Below are 16845 nucleotides of genomic sequence, written 5' to 3'. Positions count from 1 at the left end.
CCAGGCTCGGGGGCGGTGAGAGGTTTTGAGATTCCTACAGTGGGTTGACGCGGTCCTCCCCGTCGCTTTCCTTGACCCGCTTTTTTTAAGCCGGTATAATTATATCTTGGTCCTCTCCTTCCGTGATTTCTTTGAAAAGGGGGTTTAAAACTTGGGGAGGCCGCCGAAGTGCCGTCGGGTAGAGTACATGCCTCACTGCACCTCTTTTAAGCCGGCTGGGATACCTCTCTACCGCTTGAAAGAGGTTTCTCTCGGGGTAGAAGAGGTAGAGGCGATCAGACTCAAAGACCTGGAAGGGCTCGAGCAGGAAGAGTGTGCCGACCGGATGGGCATCTCGCGTCCCACTTTTCAGCGGCTGCTGACCGGAGCTCGCGCGAAGATTGCGGAGGCATTGGTAAAGGGGAAGGCTATCCGGGTTGAAGGAGGTTATTTCCAGTTGATTACGCGGCGGATGCGGTGCACGGCCTGCAAGAATGAGTGGGAAGAGCCGCGGGGGAACCCGGAAACCGAGAACTGTCCGAAATGTGGTAGTGCGGAAATCAAAAATATAACGACGGCAGAAGTACGCGAAGTTTTTCGGGGTTACCGGCACCGGCGGTGCTGCGGCAGGGAGTAAAATTTTAGACGGACGGGGGTGATTTTATTTTGAACGGGGAAGCAAAAAGAGAGCAAACCGGAGAAACCTGCACTGCCTGTGGCGGGCGCCATGCCGGCGAAGGAAGGCCAAAGTTCGAGTATTTGCAGCAGAACGAGCTTTCTAACGTGAAGCGGGTCGTTGCCGTGATGAGCGGCAAGGGAGGGGTTGGCAAGTCCCTCGTCACTTCGCTTTTGGCGGTAACCTTCACTCGTGACGGCTACCAGGTGGGCATCCTCGACGCGGACGTTACCGGCCCGAGCATCCCGAAAAGCTTCGGGGTAAAGGGGCGTCCGGAGGCTGCCGAAGAAGTCCTCTACCCGCTGCGAACCGCCTGCGGCATCCGGGTGATTTCGATGAACCTCTTCCTCGAAAAAGAGGATGAGCCGGTTATCTGGCGGGGGCCGGTAATCAGTGGTGCCATCAAACAGTTCTGGACGGACGTGGCGTGGGGTGACCTGGACTACCTCTTCGTTGATTTACCGCCGGGGACAGGCGACGTGCCGCTCACGGTGATGCAGTCGTTGCCGCTAAGCGGGATTATCGTGGTTTCGTCGCCGCAGGACCTCGCCATCATGGTGGTCCGGAAGGCAATCAGAATGGCCGAGATAATGGGGGTCCCACTGCTCGGATTGATCGAAAACATGGCCTATATTATCTGCCCGCAGTGCGGCGAGAAGATTTACGCCTTCGGCGCGCCGCAGGGCCAAGCCGTAGCGGCGGAAACGGGGCTTGAACTGCTCGCTACTCTCCCCGTCGACCCGAAACTCGCGAAGTTAGTGGACGCCGGGGAAATTGAGGAGTGCGACCAGAGCGGTCTGGAGCACCTGCCCCGCATTCTCGACGCTAAGCTGGGCGGGAACTCCCTTAGTTAAATAAGCAGATAGAAGAGCCGCAGGGTGAGATTGTCCTGCGGCTCTTTTGCTTGGTGGGAGCGAAATGAAGACGGGAACGGAGTACAGAATACGGGTAGTAACGGTTGCTAACCTCCGGGCGGCGGCGGAAGAGATAAGGGGTGTGGGAGCCGACGAGCCGGGTTGCCGGATTATGGCGCCGAAGGCGGTTTTCCGGGCGGTAAAAGTTTGCGGGCTCAACCCCGTGCAGGCCAACATTTTAAAGCAGGAGATGCTATCAAAAGGTGGCGAAGCGGCTGTCTCCCGCGGTGTAGTCGATCATTCGGTGACGGAAACGGACGTTCTGCTCTTGGGAACCCTCCGCCAGTACGAAGAGTTAGTGCGCAAACTGCGCCTCCAGCCTTTTGGTCTCGCGCGGCTCGGCGAGGAGATCCGCCGGGTGCTGGAGAATATTGAAGGACGCCGTTCCTACACCCTCGATTGCCGGGGCCGGCAGCTGGTTATCGGGGAACGAACCTTGGTGATGGGCATCCTTAACGTGACGCCCGATTCCTTTTCCGACGGGGGCCGCTACGAAACGGTGGAAGCCGCGAAAGCGCGGGCGACAGAGATGGTGGCGCAGGGCGCAGATATCATCGATATTGGTGGCGAGTCGACGCGCCCCGGTCATACCCCGGTCGACGCGGCGGAAGAGATGCGGCGGGTGCTTCCGGTGCTGGAGGCGGTTATCCCTGCGGTTCCGGTGCCCGTTTCGGTTGATACTTCAAAGGCGGCGGTCGCGCGGGCGGCGCTGGCGGTAGGGGCGCATATCGTGAACGACCAGTGGGCGCTGCGGGACGAAGGGATGGCCGAGGCTATAGCCGCTGCTGGCGCTCCGGTAGTGCTAATGCATAACCAGAAGGGGACAGCCTACCGGGACCTGATGGGGGATTTAATTGCCTATTTTCACGAACGGATAGCCTTTGCCGTATCGGCTGGCATCCCGCGGGAACGGATCATCATTGACCCGGGCATCGGTTTTAGGAAAACACCCGAACAAAACCTCGAGGTGATGCGCCGGCTTGAAGAACTCAACGCCCTGGGCTGCCCGATCCTCATCGGGACCTCCCGGAAGTCCTTCATCGGTTACGCGCTTAACCTTCCCGTTTCCGAGAGGATGGAAGGAACGGCGGCTACAGTGGCCGTGGGCATCATGAAGGGCGCGGATATCGTTCGGGTACACGACGTTAAGGAGATGGTTCGGGTGGCGCGGATGACCGATGCTTTGAAGCGCGAAGACTGAATTTGGGCGGGGCGCGCGATGGATAAGATTTTTCTTGAGGGGATGGCTTTTTTTGCGCGGCACGGCGTGCTCCCTGCGGAGAGGGAGACCGGGCAGCGTTTTCTGGTCGACGTAACCCTTTACCTTGACCTTTCCCCTGCCGGGCGGGCGGACGACCTGGCGCTGACCATCAACTACCTGGATGTCTACCGTAAGGTGGAAGCGGTGGTCTGCGGCCAGCCCTTCCAGTTGCTCGAAGCGCTGGCGGAAGCGGTGGCCGCGGCTATCCTCGAGGATTTTCCGGTCCGGCAGGTGGGCGTGCGGGTAAGGAAACCGGGAGCGCCGCTGCCGGGATATTTCGAAGCCGTCGGCGTGGAAATCTTACGGGGGAAAAGTTGTCCGGCGAAGTGATTGCCTATATCGGTATCGGCAGTAACCTTGGTGACCGGCGCGAGAATATGTGCCAGGCCGTGCGGCTGCTTGCAGAGACGGGGGAGATCAGGGTAAAGCGGGTGGCCCCGCTCTACCGTACCGCTCCTCTAGGGGTTGAGGACCAGCCGGAGTTTTTCAACAGTGTGGTTGAGGTGGAAACGGCGCTGCCGCCCCGGGAGCTTCTGAGACGGCTTCTTAAGATCGAGGCGTCCCTCGGCCGGGTGCGGGAAAAACGCTGGGGCCCGCGCCTCATTGATCTGGACCTCCTGCTCTATGACGACCTGGAGCTTGCGACGCCGGAACTTACGGTGCCGCACCCTCATCTTACGGAGCGCGCCTTTGTAGTTGTACCGCTATCGCAACTCGCGCCGGAAATGCTTTTACCTGGGGGTTTTAAAGCCGTGGAGCTGGCCGGGCGGCTCAAGAAGGAACAGCGGGTAGAGAAGGTAGCGGCGGAATGGCTGGTACCGGACTTCAGGTAAGGGTTTCCTAGATAGCGGTCGTTCGGCGCGAGGAGGAGACACTTACGGACTTTATGGCTACCAAAATAAAACTTTTAAATCGCTCGTTAAGAGAAAGATGTTGAAAGCCCTGGTGCTTTATATTAAAATATATAAGACGTAATAGACCTGTCCCTTGCTTCATAATCCTTTTAAAGAGAAGATTTTCCGGATAGTTTTTGTTTCTGAGTTATCATCTCAACAATTAAAGAGCTCGTAAAAGCTCGGGGAGGTGAGACGCGGGAAGACCGGGCCAGCCTGTAAAGACCGGAACGTTTGCGAGCGTAAGTCAGGTTCCGGCCGAAGCGGTTGGTTCAGGGTAGCTTGCGGAGGGATGGCTGCAAATCTTATCCGGGAGGTGGAGTTGTTTGCAGCAGGACTATTTAACCCTGGCTATCTATCCGTTGGTGATTCTGGGCTTTACGGTATTCGTGCTGGCTCTGGCATGGGTTCTCCGCGCTAAGCCTCCCAAATCGCCTGTTAAACAGGCCCCTTACGAGTGCGGTATTCCTACGCGGGGCGAGACATGGGTTCGTTTCCGCGTGGCCTACTACCTCTATGCGCTTGTTTTCGTCGTCTTCGATGTGGAGACAATCTTTCTTTATCCTTGGGCGGTAGCCCTGCACCGGCTCGGCCTCTTTGCTTACATTGAGGCTATTATTTTTATTCTCATCCTGCTGGTCGGCTTGGGTTACGCCTGGAAGGAAGGAGCACTCGAATGGAAGTAGAACGCTCGGTTTCCATGGAAGATACCGGTCACTCCGGGACTGCTGCGGCGTCCGGGGCGGAGCCAGTGGTCTGCGTGCAGGACCGGATTCAGGAAGCGACCCGGGCGGCGCTGAAGAAAATGGTGGTCCACCGCAACGTTCTCATCGCGCCGCTCGATCTCGTTTTTAACTGGGCCCGTATGAGCTCCATCTGGCCGCTCACCTTCGGTCTTGCCTGTTGCGCGATTGAAATGATGGCGGGCTCGCTGGCTCGCTACGACCTTGACCGGTTCGGCGTAATGTTTCGCGCTTCACCCCGGCAGGCGGACCTGATGTTAGTGGCCGGAACGCTCACCAAAAAGATGGCGCCGACCGTGAAGCGCCTATACGAGCAGATGGCTTCACCCAAGTACGTCTTGGCGATGGGTTCCTGTGCGATCAGCGGCGGGCCTTTCCGCGACTCTTATAGCGTGGTACCGGGCGTTGATCAGATCATCCCGGTGGATGTTTACGTTTCGGGATGCCCGCCGCGGCCGGAAGCGCTCATTGAGGGTATTTTGCGGCTGCGGGAAAAGATTATGAAGGAATCGGTGGTGAGTAGAGGGCGATGAAAACGCGCGATGCCGAAAAGATAAAAGCCGGTCTTTCCAGGCGTTTCGGGGAAGCGGTTACGGCCGGTAGCGACCGGGATGGCGTTCTCGAGCTTAAGGTTGCACCGCCGCAGGCCGCAGACGTGCTGCAGGCGCTCCGGGATGATTACGACTTCCACCAGCTCCACGATCTTACCGCGGTCGACTACCTCAAAGAGAACCAGATCACGGTCGTCTACCGGTTGATGAACCTCGAGAAACCAGATACGGTAGTGGTTAAGGTTCCGGTTGACCGGAACCAGCCGGAAGTGGCTACCGCGAGCAACATCTGGCCCGCAGCCAACTGGCTGGAGCGGGAGGTTTACGATTACTTCGGGGTTAAATTTACCGGCCACCCCAATCTCAGCCGGATCATGCTCTGGGAAGGTTTCGAAGGGCATCCCTTCCGAAAAGACTTCAAGGCTTTCGATCAGGCACCACCGGAAACCGAACCGCACGAAATCTACCTGACCGGTACCTCTACAGAAGGACCGCTCGACATCAGAGAAATTTCTCCGAACGGTAACGGCGCCCCGCGGACAGTGCTGGTAAACTTTGGACCGCAGCACCCGTCGATGCACGGCGTTTTCCGGGCTGTCGTGGAACTTGACGGGGAAACGATTGTTGATCTCAAGCCGATCATCGGTTACCTGCACCGGGGCCTCGAAAAGATCGCGGAGACGCGGACTTGGGCCCAAGTTATCCCGTACACTGACCGTACCGACTACCTGGCGGCGATCAACAACAACCAGGTTTACGTGATGGCGGTGGAAAAGCTAGCCGGAATCGAAGTCCCCTTACGGGCGGAGATCATCCGGGTCATCCTCGCGGAGCTCGGCCGTATCCATAGCCACCTGATGGCGATCGGTTGCTTCGGTCTGGATACCGGCGCCATTACGCCCTTCCTCTACGTCTGGCGGGAGCGGGAAACGATCTACGATCTGTTGGAGATGCTTTCCGGGGGGCGGTTGTTCCCCACTTACTTCCGGATTGGCGGGGTGGCGCGTGACCTGCCGGACGAGTTCATCCCGCGGCTCAAAAAGTTCCTCAGAGAAATGCCGGGGCATATCGAGCAGTACAACAGCATCTTGAGCGGCAACGAGATCTTCCAGATGCGGCTGAAACGGGTCGGGAAGTTAACGAAGGATATTGCACTTAAATATTCCATCACCGGGCCGATGCTGCGGGCTGCGGGTGTAAACTACGACGTCCGGAAGGTAGACCCGTACTCGCTCTACAGCAAGTTTGATTTTAAGGTGCCGCTGGGTAAAAACGGCGACGCGTGGGATTTTTACTGGCTGCGCGTCCTCGAGATGTGGCAGAGCATGCGGATCATCGAACAGGCAATCGCCTACCTCGAGGAAGTGGGCCCGGGTCCGGTCATGGGCAAGGTACCCAAGGTTTTGAAGCCTCCTGCGGGCGAAGCTTACGTCCATATCGAATCGCCTAAGGGGGATCTGGGGTGCTACGTGGTGAGCGATGGTGGGCCTAATCCTTACCGTTTCCGGTGGCGGCCGCCGCTCTTCATTAACCTACAGTCTCTACCGGAATTAGTTCGGGGTTGGAAGATTGCCGACTTTATCGCTATCTTCGCGGGCTACGACGCGGTAATGGGCGAAGTGGACCGTTAGGTTTCAATAGTCGCAAAGGGGTGAAAATGTGGATGTAACCCAAGGCTTGGGTGCCTACCCGGCGATAATCGGGTGGCTGAAAGGCTGCGGCGTTCCGGCCTGGCTGGCAGAAATACTCTACCGGGTCGGCGCGGGTCTTTTGGTCTTGACCCTGATTTCTATCCTGGCGCTCGTGCTGGTTTATATGCTACGGAAGGTTATGGGGCATATGCAGTGCCGGTTAGGACCGCGCGTTACGGGTCCGTTTGGTTTACTCCAGACGGTGGCGGACGCCCTCAAGTTGATGCAAAAGGAAGACATCATTCCCGCGCAGGTTGACCGGCCGGTTTTCATCTTAGCGCCGTACCTTGTCTTCCTGTCCTGCGGCATGATTTTTATGGTTTTGCCCCTCTCCCCGACTTGGATCCTTAACGATCTCGATGTCGGCGTTCTCTTTTTCGTCGCTTTTGGTTCCCTGGCGGCCTTCGGTCTGCTGATGGCCGGTTGGGGCTCCAATAGCAAGTACTCTCTTGTGGGCGGTATGCGTTCGGTGGCCCAGGTGGTCAGCTACGAAGTCCCGATGGTGCTGGCTCTCTTGGGGGCGGTGATGCTGGCAGGGACGCTCAGCACGCAGGAAATTGTCCGGGCGCAGAGCGGCACCTGGCTCGGCTTCATCCCTCGGTGGTTCATCTTCCTCCAGCCGCTCGGCTTCATTATCTACTTTCTCTGTGGGCTGGCGGAAACAGGACAAACACCCTTCGATCTGCCAGAAGGAGAATCGGAGTTAGTTGCTGGCTACAATACTGAGTACAGCGGGATGCGCTTCGCTCTTTTCTTCCTGGCAGAGTTCGGGAACACCTTTGCCATCGCGGCTATGGCCACGACACTTTTCTTGGGCGGCTGGCACGGTCCGGTTTTCTCTTTCCTGCCGTGGCTCTGGCCCTTTGTCTGGTTTATGGTCAAGGCGATGGCCTTAACCTTCTGCATCATGTGGGTACGTTCGACGTGGCTCCGGTTCCGAATTGACCAGATGATGGACTTTGGGTGGAAGATTCTTGTACCGCTGGCGCTGCTTAACATCTTTGTGAGCGCCGGCGAGGTTGCCCTTATTCGGTGGATTGGTGGGTGATAAAGCGTGGCGTACGGAAGAGGAGCATTACGTGGTTTACGGGTAACCCTTGGGGTGATGTTAAAACGCCCCATCACTGTAGAGTATCCGTTTAAGAAATTAAAGTTTTCACCCGTTTACCGGGGCGGCTTTTGTTTTCACCCGGCGCGGTGTGTCGGCTGTAAACTATGTCAGAATGCCTGTCCTAACCGGGTGATTACCGTGAAGACGGAGCGGGGTGAGGATAAAAAGCTGCGTTTGGTTGGTTACGAGATGGACCTGCAGTACTGTCTCTACTGCGGCTTCTGCGTGGAGGCTTGCAACAAGAACGCGCTCGTCATGACCGACCAGATCAACCTCACCTGTTACGACCGTTCGGTCCTCCGGGTAGAGTTTGCCGAGGGATTCCTGTCTGCGCCGAGCCCCGGTGCGACCGGCGGGGGTAAAGCCGTTGCGTCCAAGAGTCCAGCGGGGCGGGAGGAATCTGGTCAAAGGAAGGTGGCTGAATGATGACTAACGGACCACTGGGAAGTTACGTTGCCTTTGCTGCTCTAACTGTTTTAGTGCTTGGCGGGGGTCTAGGAGTTGTTTTTCTGCGCAACGTCTTTCACGCCGCCGTGGCGATGGTGGTCTGCTTCCTCGGGGTAGCCGGAGTCTACTTTACACTTCAGGCTAATTTCTTAGCGGTGATGCAGGTCCTGATTTACGTCGGCGCGGTGGCGGTCGTTATCGCTTTTGCCATCATGCTCACGCGGCGCGGTCGGATGGTCGATTCGAACCGGTTTGTGGGCAACCTGCCGCAACTGGTAATTGGTACGCTGGTCGCGGGTGCGCTCGGGGTGATCCTCGTCGGGCTGGGCTGCCAGAAGCCGTGGCAGATTTCCAACCAGGCGCCGGTTACCGACATCACCCGCTACCTTGGCGAGGCCATGCTGAGTAAACTGGCGGTTCCTTTCGAGATTGCGGCGGTCCTTTTGCTGGTGGCTCTCATTGGTGCAGTTATGATCGCCCTGGAGGAGGTGCGTAAGTCCTGATGGTGGGCTTACTCTATTACTTCGGCCTCAGCACTATCCTTTTCGTTATCGGGCTCTTCGGGGCTCTGACAAAGCGGAACGCAATCGTGGTGCTGATGTGCATTGAGCTGATGCTTAACGCGGTTAATATCAACTTAGTGGCCTTTGCTCGCTTTATCGATCCCGGGGCGTTGCTCGGTCAGCTTTTTGTCATTTTCACTATTGCTGTTGCCGCAGCAGAGGTGGCAGTAGGTCTGGCGATCGTGCTGGTGCTGAACCGCTACCGGGACACCGTCAACCTCGATGACTTCACCTGGCTGAAGGGTTAGCCGGGTAGATTGTAGGGAAAGGCGGAAGAGACGATGGAATTGGTGTGGTGGATTCTGTTCTTACCGCTTGCGGCCTTTCTGATAATTAGCCTGGTAACCTGGCCCTATAAAAAGCTCAGCGGTTTGGTGACTGTTTCGGCGATTGGTGCCAGTGCGGTGTTGGCCATAATTCAGCTGGCCCGGGTTATCGCTACTCCTGGTGTTTATGAATCATCTGTCAAGTGGCTTACGGTGGGACCGGTGAAGATTGAATTCGGCGTCCTGGTTGACCCGCTATCCGCCGCCATGGCTTTCGTGGTCTCCTTCGTAAGCTTTTTCATCCAGGTTTACTCGACGGCTTACATGGAGCACGATCCCGGTTATTCGCGCTACTTCGCCTTTATGGGGCTCTTTACCTTCTCGATGCTCGGGATCGTCTTCGCCAATAACTTCCTGATGGTCTACATCTTCTGGGAACTGGTCGGCCTCTGTTCCTACCTGTTGATCGGTTTCTGGTACTTCAAGCCGGCAGCAGCTGCGGCGGCCAAGAAAGCCTTTGTCGTTACGCGGTTTGGTGACTTTGGTTTCTTGCTCGGTGTTCTGATGCTTTTCTATTATGTCGGCGCTTTCAATTACGGGGCGGTTTCGCACGCGATTGAGACCGGGCAGTTATCCGGCTTAGCCCTCACCATAGCGGCGGTTCTGGTCTTCTGCGGCGCCATTGGCAAATCGGCGCAATTTCCGCTCCACGTCTGGCTCCCGGATGCGATGGAAGGTCCTACCCCGGTCAGTGCGCTCATTCACGCTGCCACCATGGTGGCGGCGGGTGTCTACCTCGTGGCCCGGGTTTACGACCTCTACCATGTGAGCGAGCAGGCGATGCTCGTGGTTGCCTACATCGGCGGTATTACCGCTTTCCTTGCCGCTTCGATGGCCATCGCACAAAGCCGTATGAAGCGGATCATCGCCTACTCGACCTGTAGCCACCTCGCCTATATGATGATGGCGCTCGGCGTGGGGGGCTTTACGGCGGGCACCTTCCACCTTATGGTCCACGCCTTCTTTAAGGCCCTGCTCTTTTTGTGTGCCGGTAGCGTGATGCTCCTCTACTTCCACGAGGAGAATATCTGGCGGATGGGCGGTCTCTACCGGTTCATGAAGGTGACGGCCGTTACGATGATCATCGCTGGTCTTTCCAACGCCGGACTTTTCCCCTTCGCCGGTTTCTTCAGTAAGGACGAAATCCTGGTTGCGGCGAAAGAGAGCGGCCACATGGGACTCTACTGGCTGGGAACAATCATCGCCTTCATGACCGCCTTCTATACCTTCCGACTTATCTTCGTAGTCTTTTTCGGACCACGTTCGGAGTGGTCCCCGGTCAGCCACGGTCATGACCACGACCACCACGAGGAGCTGCCCGACATTGGCAACCCGCGGCCTAGCCAGGTATGGAAGATGCAACCGGTAGATCCGGTGGCGCGGGAGGAGTCGGACCGCCACCTGCAGCGGGAACCCTGGACGGTTACCGTACCACTCACGGTCCTCTCCTTCTTCGCGATTTTTGCCGGGTTTCTTGCCTGGCCGGGAATCGAACATGGCTTTGCTTCCTTTGTATATTACAAGCACCCGCACCATGCTGCAGGGTTTGACCTTCCCACGCTCGTAATTTCGAACCTGATGGTGCTTGCGGGTATTGGCGCGGCCTGGGCGATCTACGGGCGCCGGAAGACTGCGGCAGACCCGCTTTCCGAGATGCTCGGGCCGATCTATCGGCTCTTCGAGCGGAAGTACTACTTCGACGAAATCTACCTCTGGTTCATCCGGCGCTTTGTTGACGGCGGCGCGGCGGTGCTGGCCTGGTTCGAGGAAAACATCTTCACAGGTGTTCTGGCCAACGGCATCGGCGCCTTCTTTATGGAGCTGGGGCGCTCGCTCCGGCTCTTCCAGAACGGCTGGGTGCAGCGTTACGCGCTGATTTTCTTATTAGGCGTCCTGGTAATTGTGGCCGTCCTGGTCCTAGGTGAACCTGGTGTGAGTGCGGCGATTGGAGGGGGGATACGATGAGCTTTCCGGTTGTAAGCACCACCGTTTTTGCACCCTTGGTCGGGGCAGCGCTTATCTTCTGCTTATCGCCAGCGCGGAAAGAACTGATTCGCTGGATCGCGGCCGTCACAACGGGGATTTCCCTGGTCCTTGCGGCCTATCTGGTTCTTGCCTACGACCTTGGTGCGGGCGGTGTCCAGTTCGCGGAAAAGATCAACTGGCTGCCGAGCTTCGGTATCAAGTACTTTGTAGGGGTTGACGGAATCAGCGCCGTGATGTTGCTCCTCACGGCAATCGTCGGATTTACGGGCGTCTTTGCCTCCTGGGGCATCCAGGACCGGGTGAAAGAGTACTATATCACTTTCCTGGCGCTTACCTTCGCCTGTGCCGGCGTCTTCACTTCCTTTGATATCTTTCTCCTCTTCGTTTTCTTCGAATTAGCGGTGCTGCCGAAATATATCCTGATTTCTGTTTGGGGTAGCACCAAGAAGGAATACGCAGCCATGAAGCTCGCCCTTTACCTTACGCTGGGCGGTGCCATCACCCTTCTCGGTATTCTCTACCTTTACTTCGTGGCGGGAATCAACTCGCTTGACCTCCTGGAACTTGCCAGGCACGAGTTTACTCGTAGTCAACAGTTGTTGCTCTTTGCGATCTTTGCCCTTGGGTTTTCAGTTCAGGTGCCGATTGTGCCGCTCCACTCCTGGTTGCCCGACGCCCACACGGGAGCGCCTACGGCTGGTAGTATGATCCTGGCCGGCGTCGTGATGAAGTTGGGGGCCTACGGTATCATCCGGATCGCCTGCTGGCTCTTCCCGCAGGGGGCGCTCTTCTGGGCACCGGTGATCGCGGTGCTGGCGATCATCTGCGTGGTCTACGCCGCTTTCGTTGCTATGGGCCAGAAGGACCTTAAGTACATGATCGCCAACTCCAGTATCAGCCATATGGGTTACTCGGTGCTCGGCATTGCTGCCCTCACGGTCGCGAGTCTGGCGGGAGCGCTTTTCCAGTTCTTCGCCCACGGGATCATGGCGGCCCTAAACTTTGCCATTGCGGGAATGACGTACGACCGGACGCACACCCGGGTAATCGCGGCAATGGGCGGTCTGGCCAAGGTGATGCCGGTGTTGGGCATCGCCTTCGCCATCGGTTGTTTGGCCTCCGTGGGCCTGCCGGGAACGGCGAGTTTCTGGGCGGAGTTTTCCGTCTTCGTCGGTTCCTTCCCCATCTTCCCGACGCTCTCTATCCTCGCGATTTCAGGTATCGTTTTCACCGCTTACTATATGCTGCGGGCCTTGCAACGCGTTTACTTCGAGCCTTTGCGGCATAAAGAGTTCGCCAAGCTCAGAGATGCGGTGTGGCACGACTGGGTCGTGATCACGGTTATCGTTTTCTTTATTGTCGCCATGGGTGTCTACCCGTCGTTGCTCATGAATTTGATCACCAGCGGGTTAGATCCGATCATGGCTGGTTTCAAAGGGGCCACACCGGTAGCGGGTCTTACCTGGCTCGCGGCATTAGGGGGTGTGCGGTAAATGGATGCCGTAAAATTGCTACTGCCGGAAATCATCGTCGCCTTGTGTGGGCTCATCATCCTGACACAGCGCATCTTCACGAAGGCTGACCCGCAAAGGAAGGACGCGGCTTGGTTTGGCGTCGGCGGGCTTCTCTTAGCGGGCATTTTCGCCGCTAAGCTTTTCGGGGTGAACCAAACTGCTTTTTACGGCAGCTACCGGGTTGACGACCTGGCCGTTTTCTTCAAGCTGGTTGCCATTGTGGCTGCCGGTATGACCTTGCTCTTCGCGCCGGATTTCCTGGTGCGGAAGGGAGTGAAGAGCGGGGACTTCGCCTCTGTGGTTCTTTTTGCGGCCGCAGGGATGATGCTTCTTCCTTCAGCGCTTGACTTCATCACGCTCTACATCGCCCTCGAGCTCATCAGCGTCAGCTTCTACGTACTTCTCGCGCTGCAACGTGGTGAAGTGCGGCCAGCGGAGGCGGGTCTGAAGTACCTGCTTTTAAGCGGTCTGGCCTCGGCAGTGCTTCTTTACGGGATGAGTCTCATTTACGGACTTACCGGGAGCACCTACTTGGCGGCTATCAGGCAGGCCTTTAGTGCGGGAGCGTGGCCGGTTTTGGCTGGTGTAGGGTGCCTGCTGATCCTGGCCGGTCTGGGGTTTAAAATCTATGTTGTCCCCTTCCACATGTGGGCACCCGACGTTTATGAAGGTGGGCCAACTCCAGCGGTAGCCTTTCTAGCCACCGGTTCGAGTGCGGCCTCGCTGGCGGCGGTGCTGCGCCTCTTTGGCGAAACCTTTGCCGGGCTAAGCGGTGTCTGGCTACCGCTTCTGGTAATCCTGGCGCTCATCACCGTAGCTATCGGTAATATCTTGGCGCTACCGCAAACCAATATCAAACGGCTGCTCGCCTACTCGAGTATCGCGCATGCCGGCTACATCCTGCTTGCGGTTGTTGCGCGCAGCGGCCTGGGGACCGCGGCGGTGATGTACTATTCCCTGCTCTACGCGGTATCAACGGTTACGGCCTTCGCGGTGATCAGCGCTTTTGCCGACTTTACGGCGGGCGGCGAAACGTCTGCCTTTGCCGGGCTCAACCGGCGGGCACCCTTCCTGACTTTCGTTATGGTGATTGCGCTGGCTTCGCTGGCGGGGGTACCGCCGCTGGCCGGTTTTATGGCGAAATTTGCGGTTTTTGCGGCAGCAGTCCAGGCGGGGTACGTGGTTATCGCGGGCATCGCGCTGCTGTTAAGCGTGATCTCGATCTATTACTACTTCCAGGTTATCAAGGTTATGTACGTCGACGAGCCAGCGGAGACAACACCGATAACCTATGGCTGGGGCACCCAGGCGGCGCTGCTCCTCGGCCTGGCCGGCGTTATCCTGCTCGGCCTCTTCCCGGGTCCGCTGCTCCGTTTGGCCCAGGTCGCTGCCAGTTTTGCCCGGTTTTAAAGGGCTTTTCTTTATAACGTAACCAGGAACGGCAAACTTATGATTTTGGCGCCGGATTGGGCTCCAGAGAGCCTAGCTGGCGCTTTTTACCGCCATACGGTGGGACGGGAGGCAAATTCCTTCTTGCTCGGGGGGAACCTCCGTGTTATTCTTAGTTGTAAGAAAATTTTAAAAATTCTAAAAAAGGGGCCGGAGGATGGTGGTTATTGTTAGTTATCTCGCGTGGGTTGCGGTGGCTGTATTTATTTTCGGCGGTCTTTACCGGATGCTGCGGTACGCGTCGTTACCAGTTTTTCTGCGTTGGGAGCTTTATCCTGTGCCTACGGAACCCCGGCACCATTACGGCGGCTCTTACATGGAGGAGGTTGATTACGTAAAAAAGCGCGGCACCACACACGGATCGGTGGCTTGCTGGATATGGCTTCAGAGGTTTTTCTCCTAAAAAAACTTAAAGATTATAACCAGTTTGGTCTGTGGCCCTTTTCCTTCCTGATGCACTGGGGGATCTACCTTCTCTTTCTCTGGTTTCTGCTCCTGGCCGTGGAAGCACGCTTCAAGTTAGGGGTACTAAGTAGCCTGGTAAACTTTCTCGGCCCCGTTGCCTTCATCAGCGGTGCTTTTGGGTCCCTCGGCCTCATTTTTAAGCGGGTTGGTAATGAGAAACTCGGTTCCTACACTACGCCGGAGGACTACTTCAACCTGATTTTTCTCGGTGCGGTTTTTGGGAGTGGGCTTATCGCGTGGTCTTACGTCGACCTTTCGTTCGATTATACCCGTGCTTTAATCAAGCAGGCGCTCTTTTTCGAGGCTTCACCGGTACCGGCTCCGTTCTGGGTCTGGTTTAATCTCCTTCTTTTCGAACTTTTCTTAATCTACCTGCCCTTTTCGAAACTCTTCCATTACGCCATTAAATACCTGACCTTTGATAAGATTCTCTGGGACGACGCTTTTAAGGTGAAGGATAGCTCCCTTGATCGGAAGATTGCCAAACAACTGGCGTATGTCGTTTCGTGGGCGGGGCCCCATGTTGTTCCCGGCAAGACTTGGCTTGAGGAAGCGCAGCTTATCGACGGGGGTGGAGAAAAATGAATGAAGGAGAAAAAAAGCTGGCCTTTAACCGCATGGCTGCCTTGACTGATGAGCCACTTTTGAAGCTCAGTACCGAAAAGTTGATGCCCCTTCCTTACCTTGATACCGAACCGCCAGTTAAACCGCCGCCGCCACAGTGGTTGGAGAAGTATGATCTTTCGCTTGATTGGCATTCGCCGGTCGGTATTCCTAAGCCGAAGACGGATCAGGAGAAGGCCGAACTGGTAAGACGGTTCTTGAGCGGCCTGGGGAAACTCTTTGACCCGCAGAATAACTGGACCTTTTTGAAAATTCTCCGCCTTACGACCGACTACTGTATGCGGTGTCAGACCTGTTCCGAGGCCTGCCACGTTTTCGTGGCGAGCGGGCAGCAGGAGATCTACCGGCCAACCTACCGCGCCGAAATACTGCGGCGCTTGTACCGGCAGTATTTCACGCCGAGCGGGAAGCTCTTGAAATCCCTCGTAGGGGCGGATGTCGAGCTCAACTACAAGCTGGTTATTCGGCTGATGGAGGCCTCCTACCGCTGTAACGTCTGCCGTAGGTGTGCGCAGGTTTGTCCGGTGGGCATCGATAACGGCCTTATCGCGCGGGAGATAAGGAAGCTTTTCAGCCAGGAAATGGGCATAGCCCCCAAGGAGCTATACGCTAAGGGTACCCGGCAGCACTTGAAGGTGGGTTCCTCTACCGGGATGAGCGTTGGTGGGTTTAAGGAGGCAATTGAGTTTATCGAGGAAGATATCGGTGACCGGACCGGCAGGAGCATCAAGATTCCGGTAGATAAAAAAGGTGCCGATATCCTGCTCATCCACAACGCCGGGGAATACCTCTCTTGGCCCGAGAACCCGGGAGCGTTTGCCGTCCTTTTCGACGCTGCGGGGATCAATTACACGTTGAGTAGCGAGCCTGTGGGGTACGACGGTGTAAATTACGGCCTTTTTGGCGATGATGTGGAGTTGGCCAGGATAGGTTTACGGCACGTGCAAATTGCCAAAAAACTCGGCGTAAAGAAGATTGTTATTGGCGAGTGTGGTCACGCGACTAAAACCCTTTGCGTAATTACCGACCGGGTCTTCCCCGGCGACCTCAGCATATCGGAGATACCGCGGAAGAGCTGCCTGCCGCTTTTCTGGGAAATTGTAAAGAGCGGCGTCATTAAACTCGACCCATCCCGGAATAACTTTCCAACAACACTCCATGACTCGTGTAACATAGCGCGGTTGATGGGTATTGTCATGCCCCAACGTAACGTAGTAAGAGCGATTTGCCCTCAGTTCCGGGAAATGACGCCAAATGGGGTGCGGAATTATTGTTGTGGCGGCGGTGGCGGATTTGCCATTATGAACGAGCTTAATTTCCCCCAGTGGCGCAAAAAAGTGAGCGAACGGATGAAAACGAAGCAGATCCTCGACGCCTTCAGTGATTGTCTTGACCCCAACTAACCGAAATACGTTATCGCGGCGTGTTCGAACTGTAAGGGGGCGATGCGGGATCTGATCGGCCACTACGGTCTCTGGGACAAATACAGGATCACTTATGGCGGCCTGGTGGAGCTGATTGTAAACGCGATGGCGGATCTCCCGAAGCCTTTTATAGAACTCGAATTTATAAGCAACGAGTAGCATTACACCGAAATTGTTCCTTGAGGGGGCTGCGCCGCGACGGGCCGCCCTTACTTTTTTGAGTTGTGT

At 56.6% G+C, this 16845-nt stretch carries 17 protein-coding genes and 1 pseudogene; all 18 read left to right on the top strand.

Features of this window, described 5'->3' with window-relative positions; translation table 11 throughout:
* Positions 1-151: 151 nt before the first annotated feature.
* A pseudogene (locus tag ACUVTA_RS04245) lies at positions 152-457 on the top strand (DUF134 domain-containing protein); the annotation flags it as partial.
* A gap of 188 nt (positions 458-645) precedes the next feature.
* Positions 646-1509, top strand: a complete 864-nt coding sequence (locus tag ACUVTA_RS04240) for an Mrp/NBP35 family ATP-binding protein (protein ID WP_445951730.1) — start codon at positions 646-648, stop codon at positions 1507-1509.
* 64 nt (positions 1510-1573) lie between these two features.
* Positions 1574-2770 carry a dihydropteroate synthase gene (gene folP / locus ACUVTA_RS04235; protein ID WP_445951729.1) on the top strand — a complete coding sequence of 399 codons (1197 nt, stop codon included), beginning with the start codon at positions 1574-1576 and terminating at the stop codon, positions 2768-2770.
* Positions 2771-2788: 18 nt separating this feature from the next.
* A complete protein-coding gene (folB, locus tag ACUVTA_RS04230) occupies positions 2789-3160 on the top strand; it encodes a dihydroneopterin aldolase (RefSeq protein ID WP_445951728.1) in 372 nt (123 codons plus the stop codon).
* Positions 3145-3663: a 2-amino-4-hydroxy-6-hydroxymethyldihydropteridine diphosphokinase gene (gene folK / locus ACUVTA_RS04225; RefSeq protein ID WP_445951727.1), complete on the top strand. Its 519-nt coding sequence runs from the start codon at positions 3145-3147 to the stop codon at positions 3661-3663. Before folB ends, folK begins: the two co-directional genes overlap by 16 nt.
* Before the next feature lie 386 nt (positions 3664-4049).
* On the top strand, positions 4050-4409 hold the full coding sequence (locus ACUVTA_RS04220) for an NADH-quinone oxidoreductase subunit A (protein WP_445951726.1): 360 nt from the start codon (positions 4050-4052) through the stop codon (positions 4407-4409).
* Entirely contained in the window at positions 4400-4999 is a 600-nt protein-coding gene (locus ACUVTA_RS04215) for an NADH-quinone oxidoreductase subunit B (RefSeq protein ID WP_445951725.1), read from the top strand. The genes ACUVTA_RS04220 and ACUVTA_RS04215 overlap by 10 nt, the downstream gene beginning before the upstream one ends.
* The gene (locus tag ACUVTA_RS04210; protein ID WP_445951724.1) at positions 4996-6648 is read left to right on the top strand and encodes an NADH-quinone oxidoreductase subunit D; all 1653 of its coding nucleotides are present in this window, start codon (positions 4996-4998) and stop codon (positions 6646-6648) included. Before ACUVTA_RS04215 ends, ACUVTA_RS04210 begins: the two co-directional genes overlap by 4 nt.
* A gap of 28 nt (positions 6649-6676) precedes the next feature.
* Positions 6677-7756, top strand: coding sequence for an NADH-quinone oxidoreductase subunit NuoH (gene nuoH / locus ACUVTA_RS04205; protein WP_445951723.1), 1080 nt, complete (start codon positions 6677-6679; stop codon positions 7754-7756).
* Positions 7757-7762: 6 nt separating this feature from the next.
* Entirely contained in the window at positions 7763-8245 is a 483-nt protein-coding gene (locus ACUVTA_RS04200) for a 4Fe-4S dicluster domain-containing protein (RefSeq protein ID WP_445951722.1), read from the top strand.
* The gene (locus ACUVTA_RS04195; RefSeq protein WP_445951721.1) at positions 8245-8769 is read left to right on the top strand and encodes an NADH-quinone oxidoreductase subunit J family protein; all 525 of its coding nucleotides are present in this window, start codon (positions 8245-8247) and stop codon (positions 8767-8769) included. Before ACUVTA_RS04200 ends, ACUVTA_RS04195 begins: the two co-directional genes overlap by 1 nt.
* Positions 8769-9077, top strand: a complete 309-nt coding sequence (nuoK, locus tag ACUVTA_RS04190; RefSeq protein ID WP_445951720.1) for an NADH-quinone oxidoreductase subunit NuoK — start codon at positions 8769-8771, stop codon at positions 9075-9077. The genes ACUVTA_RS04195 and nuoK overlap by 1 nt, the downstream gene beginning before the upstream one ends.
* A gap of 33 nt (positions 9078-9110) precedes the next feature.
* Complete coding sequence (gene nuoL / locus ACUVTA_RS04185) at positions 9111-11120, top strand: NADH-quinone oxidoreductase subunit L (RefSeq protein ID WP_445951719.1); 2010 nt, start codon at positions 9111-9113, stop codon at positions 11118-11120.
* Positions 11117-12634, top strand: coding sequence for a complex I subunit 4 family protein (locus ACUVTA_RS04180; RefSeq protein WP_445951718.1), 1518 nt, complete (start codon positions 11117-11119; stop codon positions 12632-12634). Before nuoL ends, ACUVTA_RS04180 begins: the two co-directional genes overlap by 4 nt.
* Positions 12635-14065 carry an NADH-quinone oxidoreductase subunit N gene (locus ACUVTA_RS04175; RefSeq protein ID WP_445951717.1) on the top strand — a complete coding sequence of 477 codons (1431 nt, stop codon included), beginning with the start codon at positions 12635-12637 and terminating at the stop codon, positions 14063-14065.
* A gap of 417 nt (positions 14066-14482) precedes the next feature.
* A complete protein-coding gene (locus tag ACUVTA_RS04170) occupies positions 14483-15154 on the top strand; it encodes a hypothetical protein (protein WP_445951716.1) in 672 nt (223 codons plus the stop codon).
* Positions 15151-16596, top strand: coding sequence for a (Fe-S)-binding protein (locus ACUVTA_RS04165; RefSeq protein WP_445951715.1), 1446 nt, complete (start codon positions 15151-15153; stop codon positions 16594-16596). Before ACUVTA_RS04170 ends, ACUVTA_RS04165 begins: the two co-directional genes overlap by 4 nt.
* A 42-nt stretch (positions 16597-16638) precedes the next feature.
* Positions 16639-16776 (top strand): hypothetical protein, encoded by a 138-nt coding sequence (locus tag ACUVTA_RS04160; protein ID WP_445951714.1) that lies wholly within the window; start codon positions 16639-16641, stop codon positions 16774-16776.
* Positions 16777-16845 lie beyond the last annotated feature (69 nt).

The sequence above is a fragment of the Thermodesulfitimonas sp. genome (genome assembly GCF_052743955.1).
This window is presented reverse-complemented; position numbering and strand designations above follow the sequence as displayed.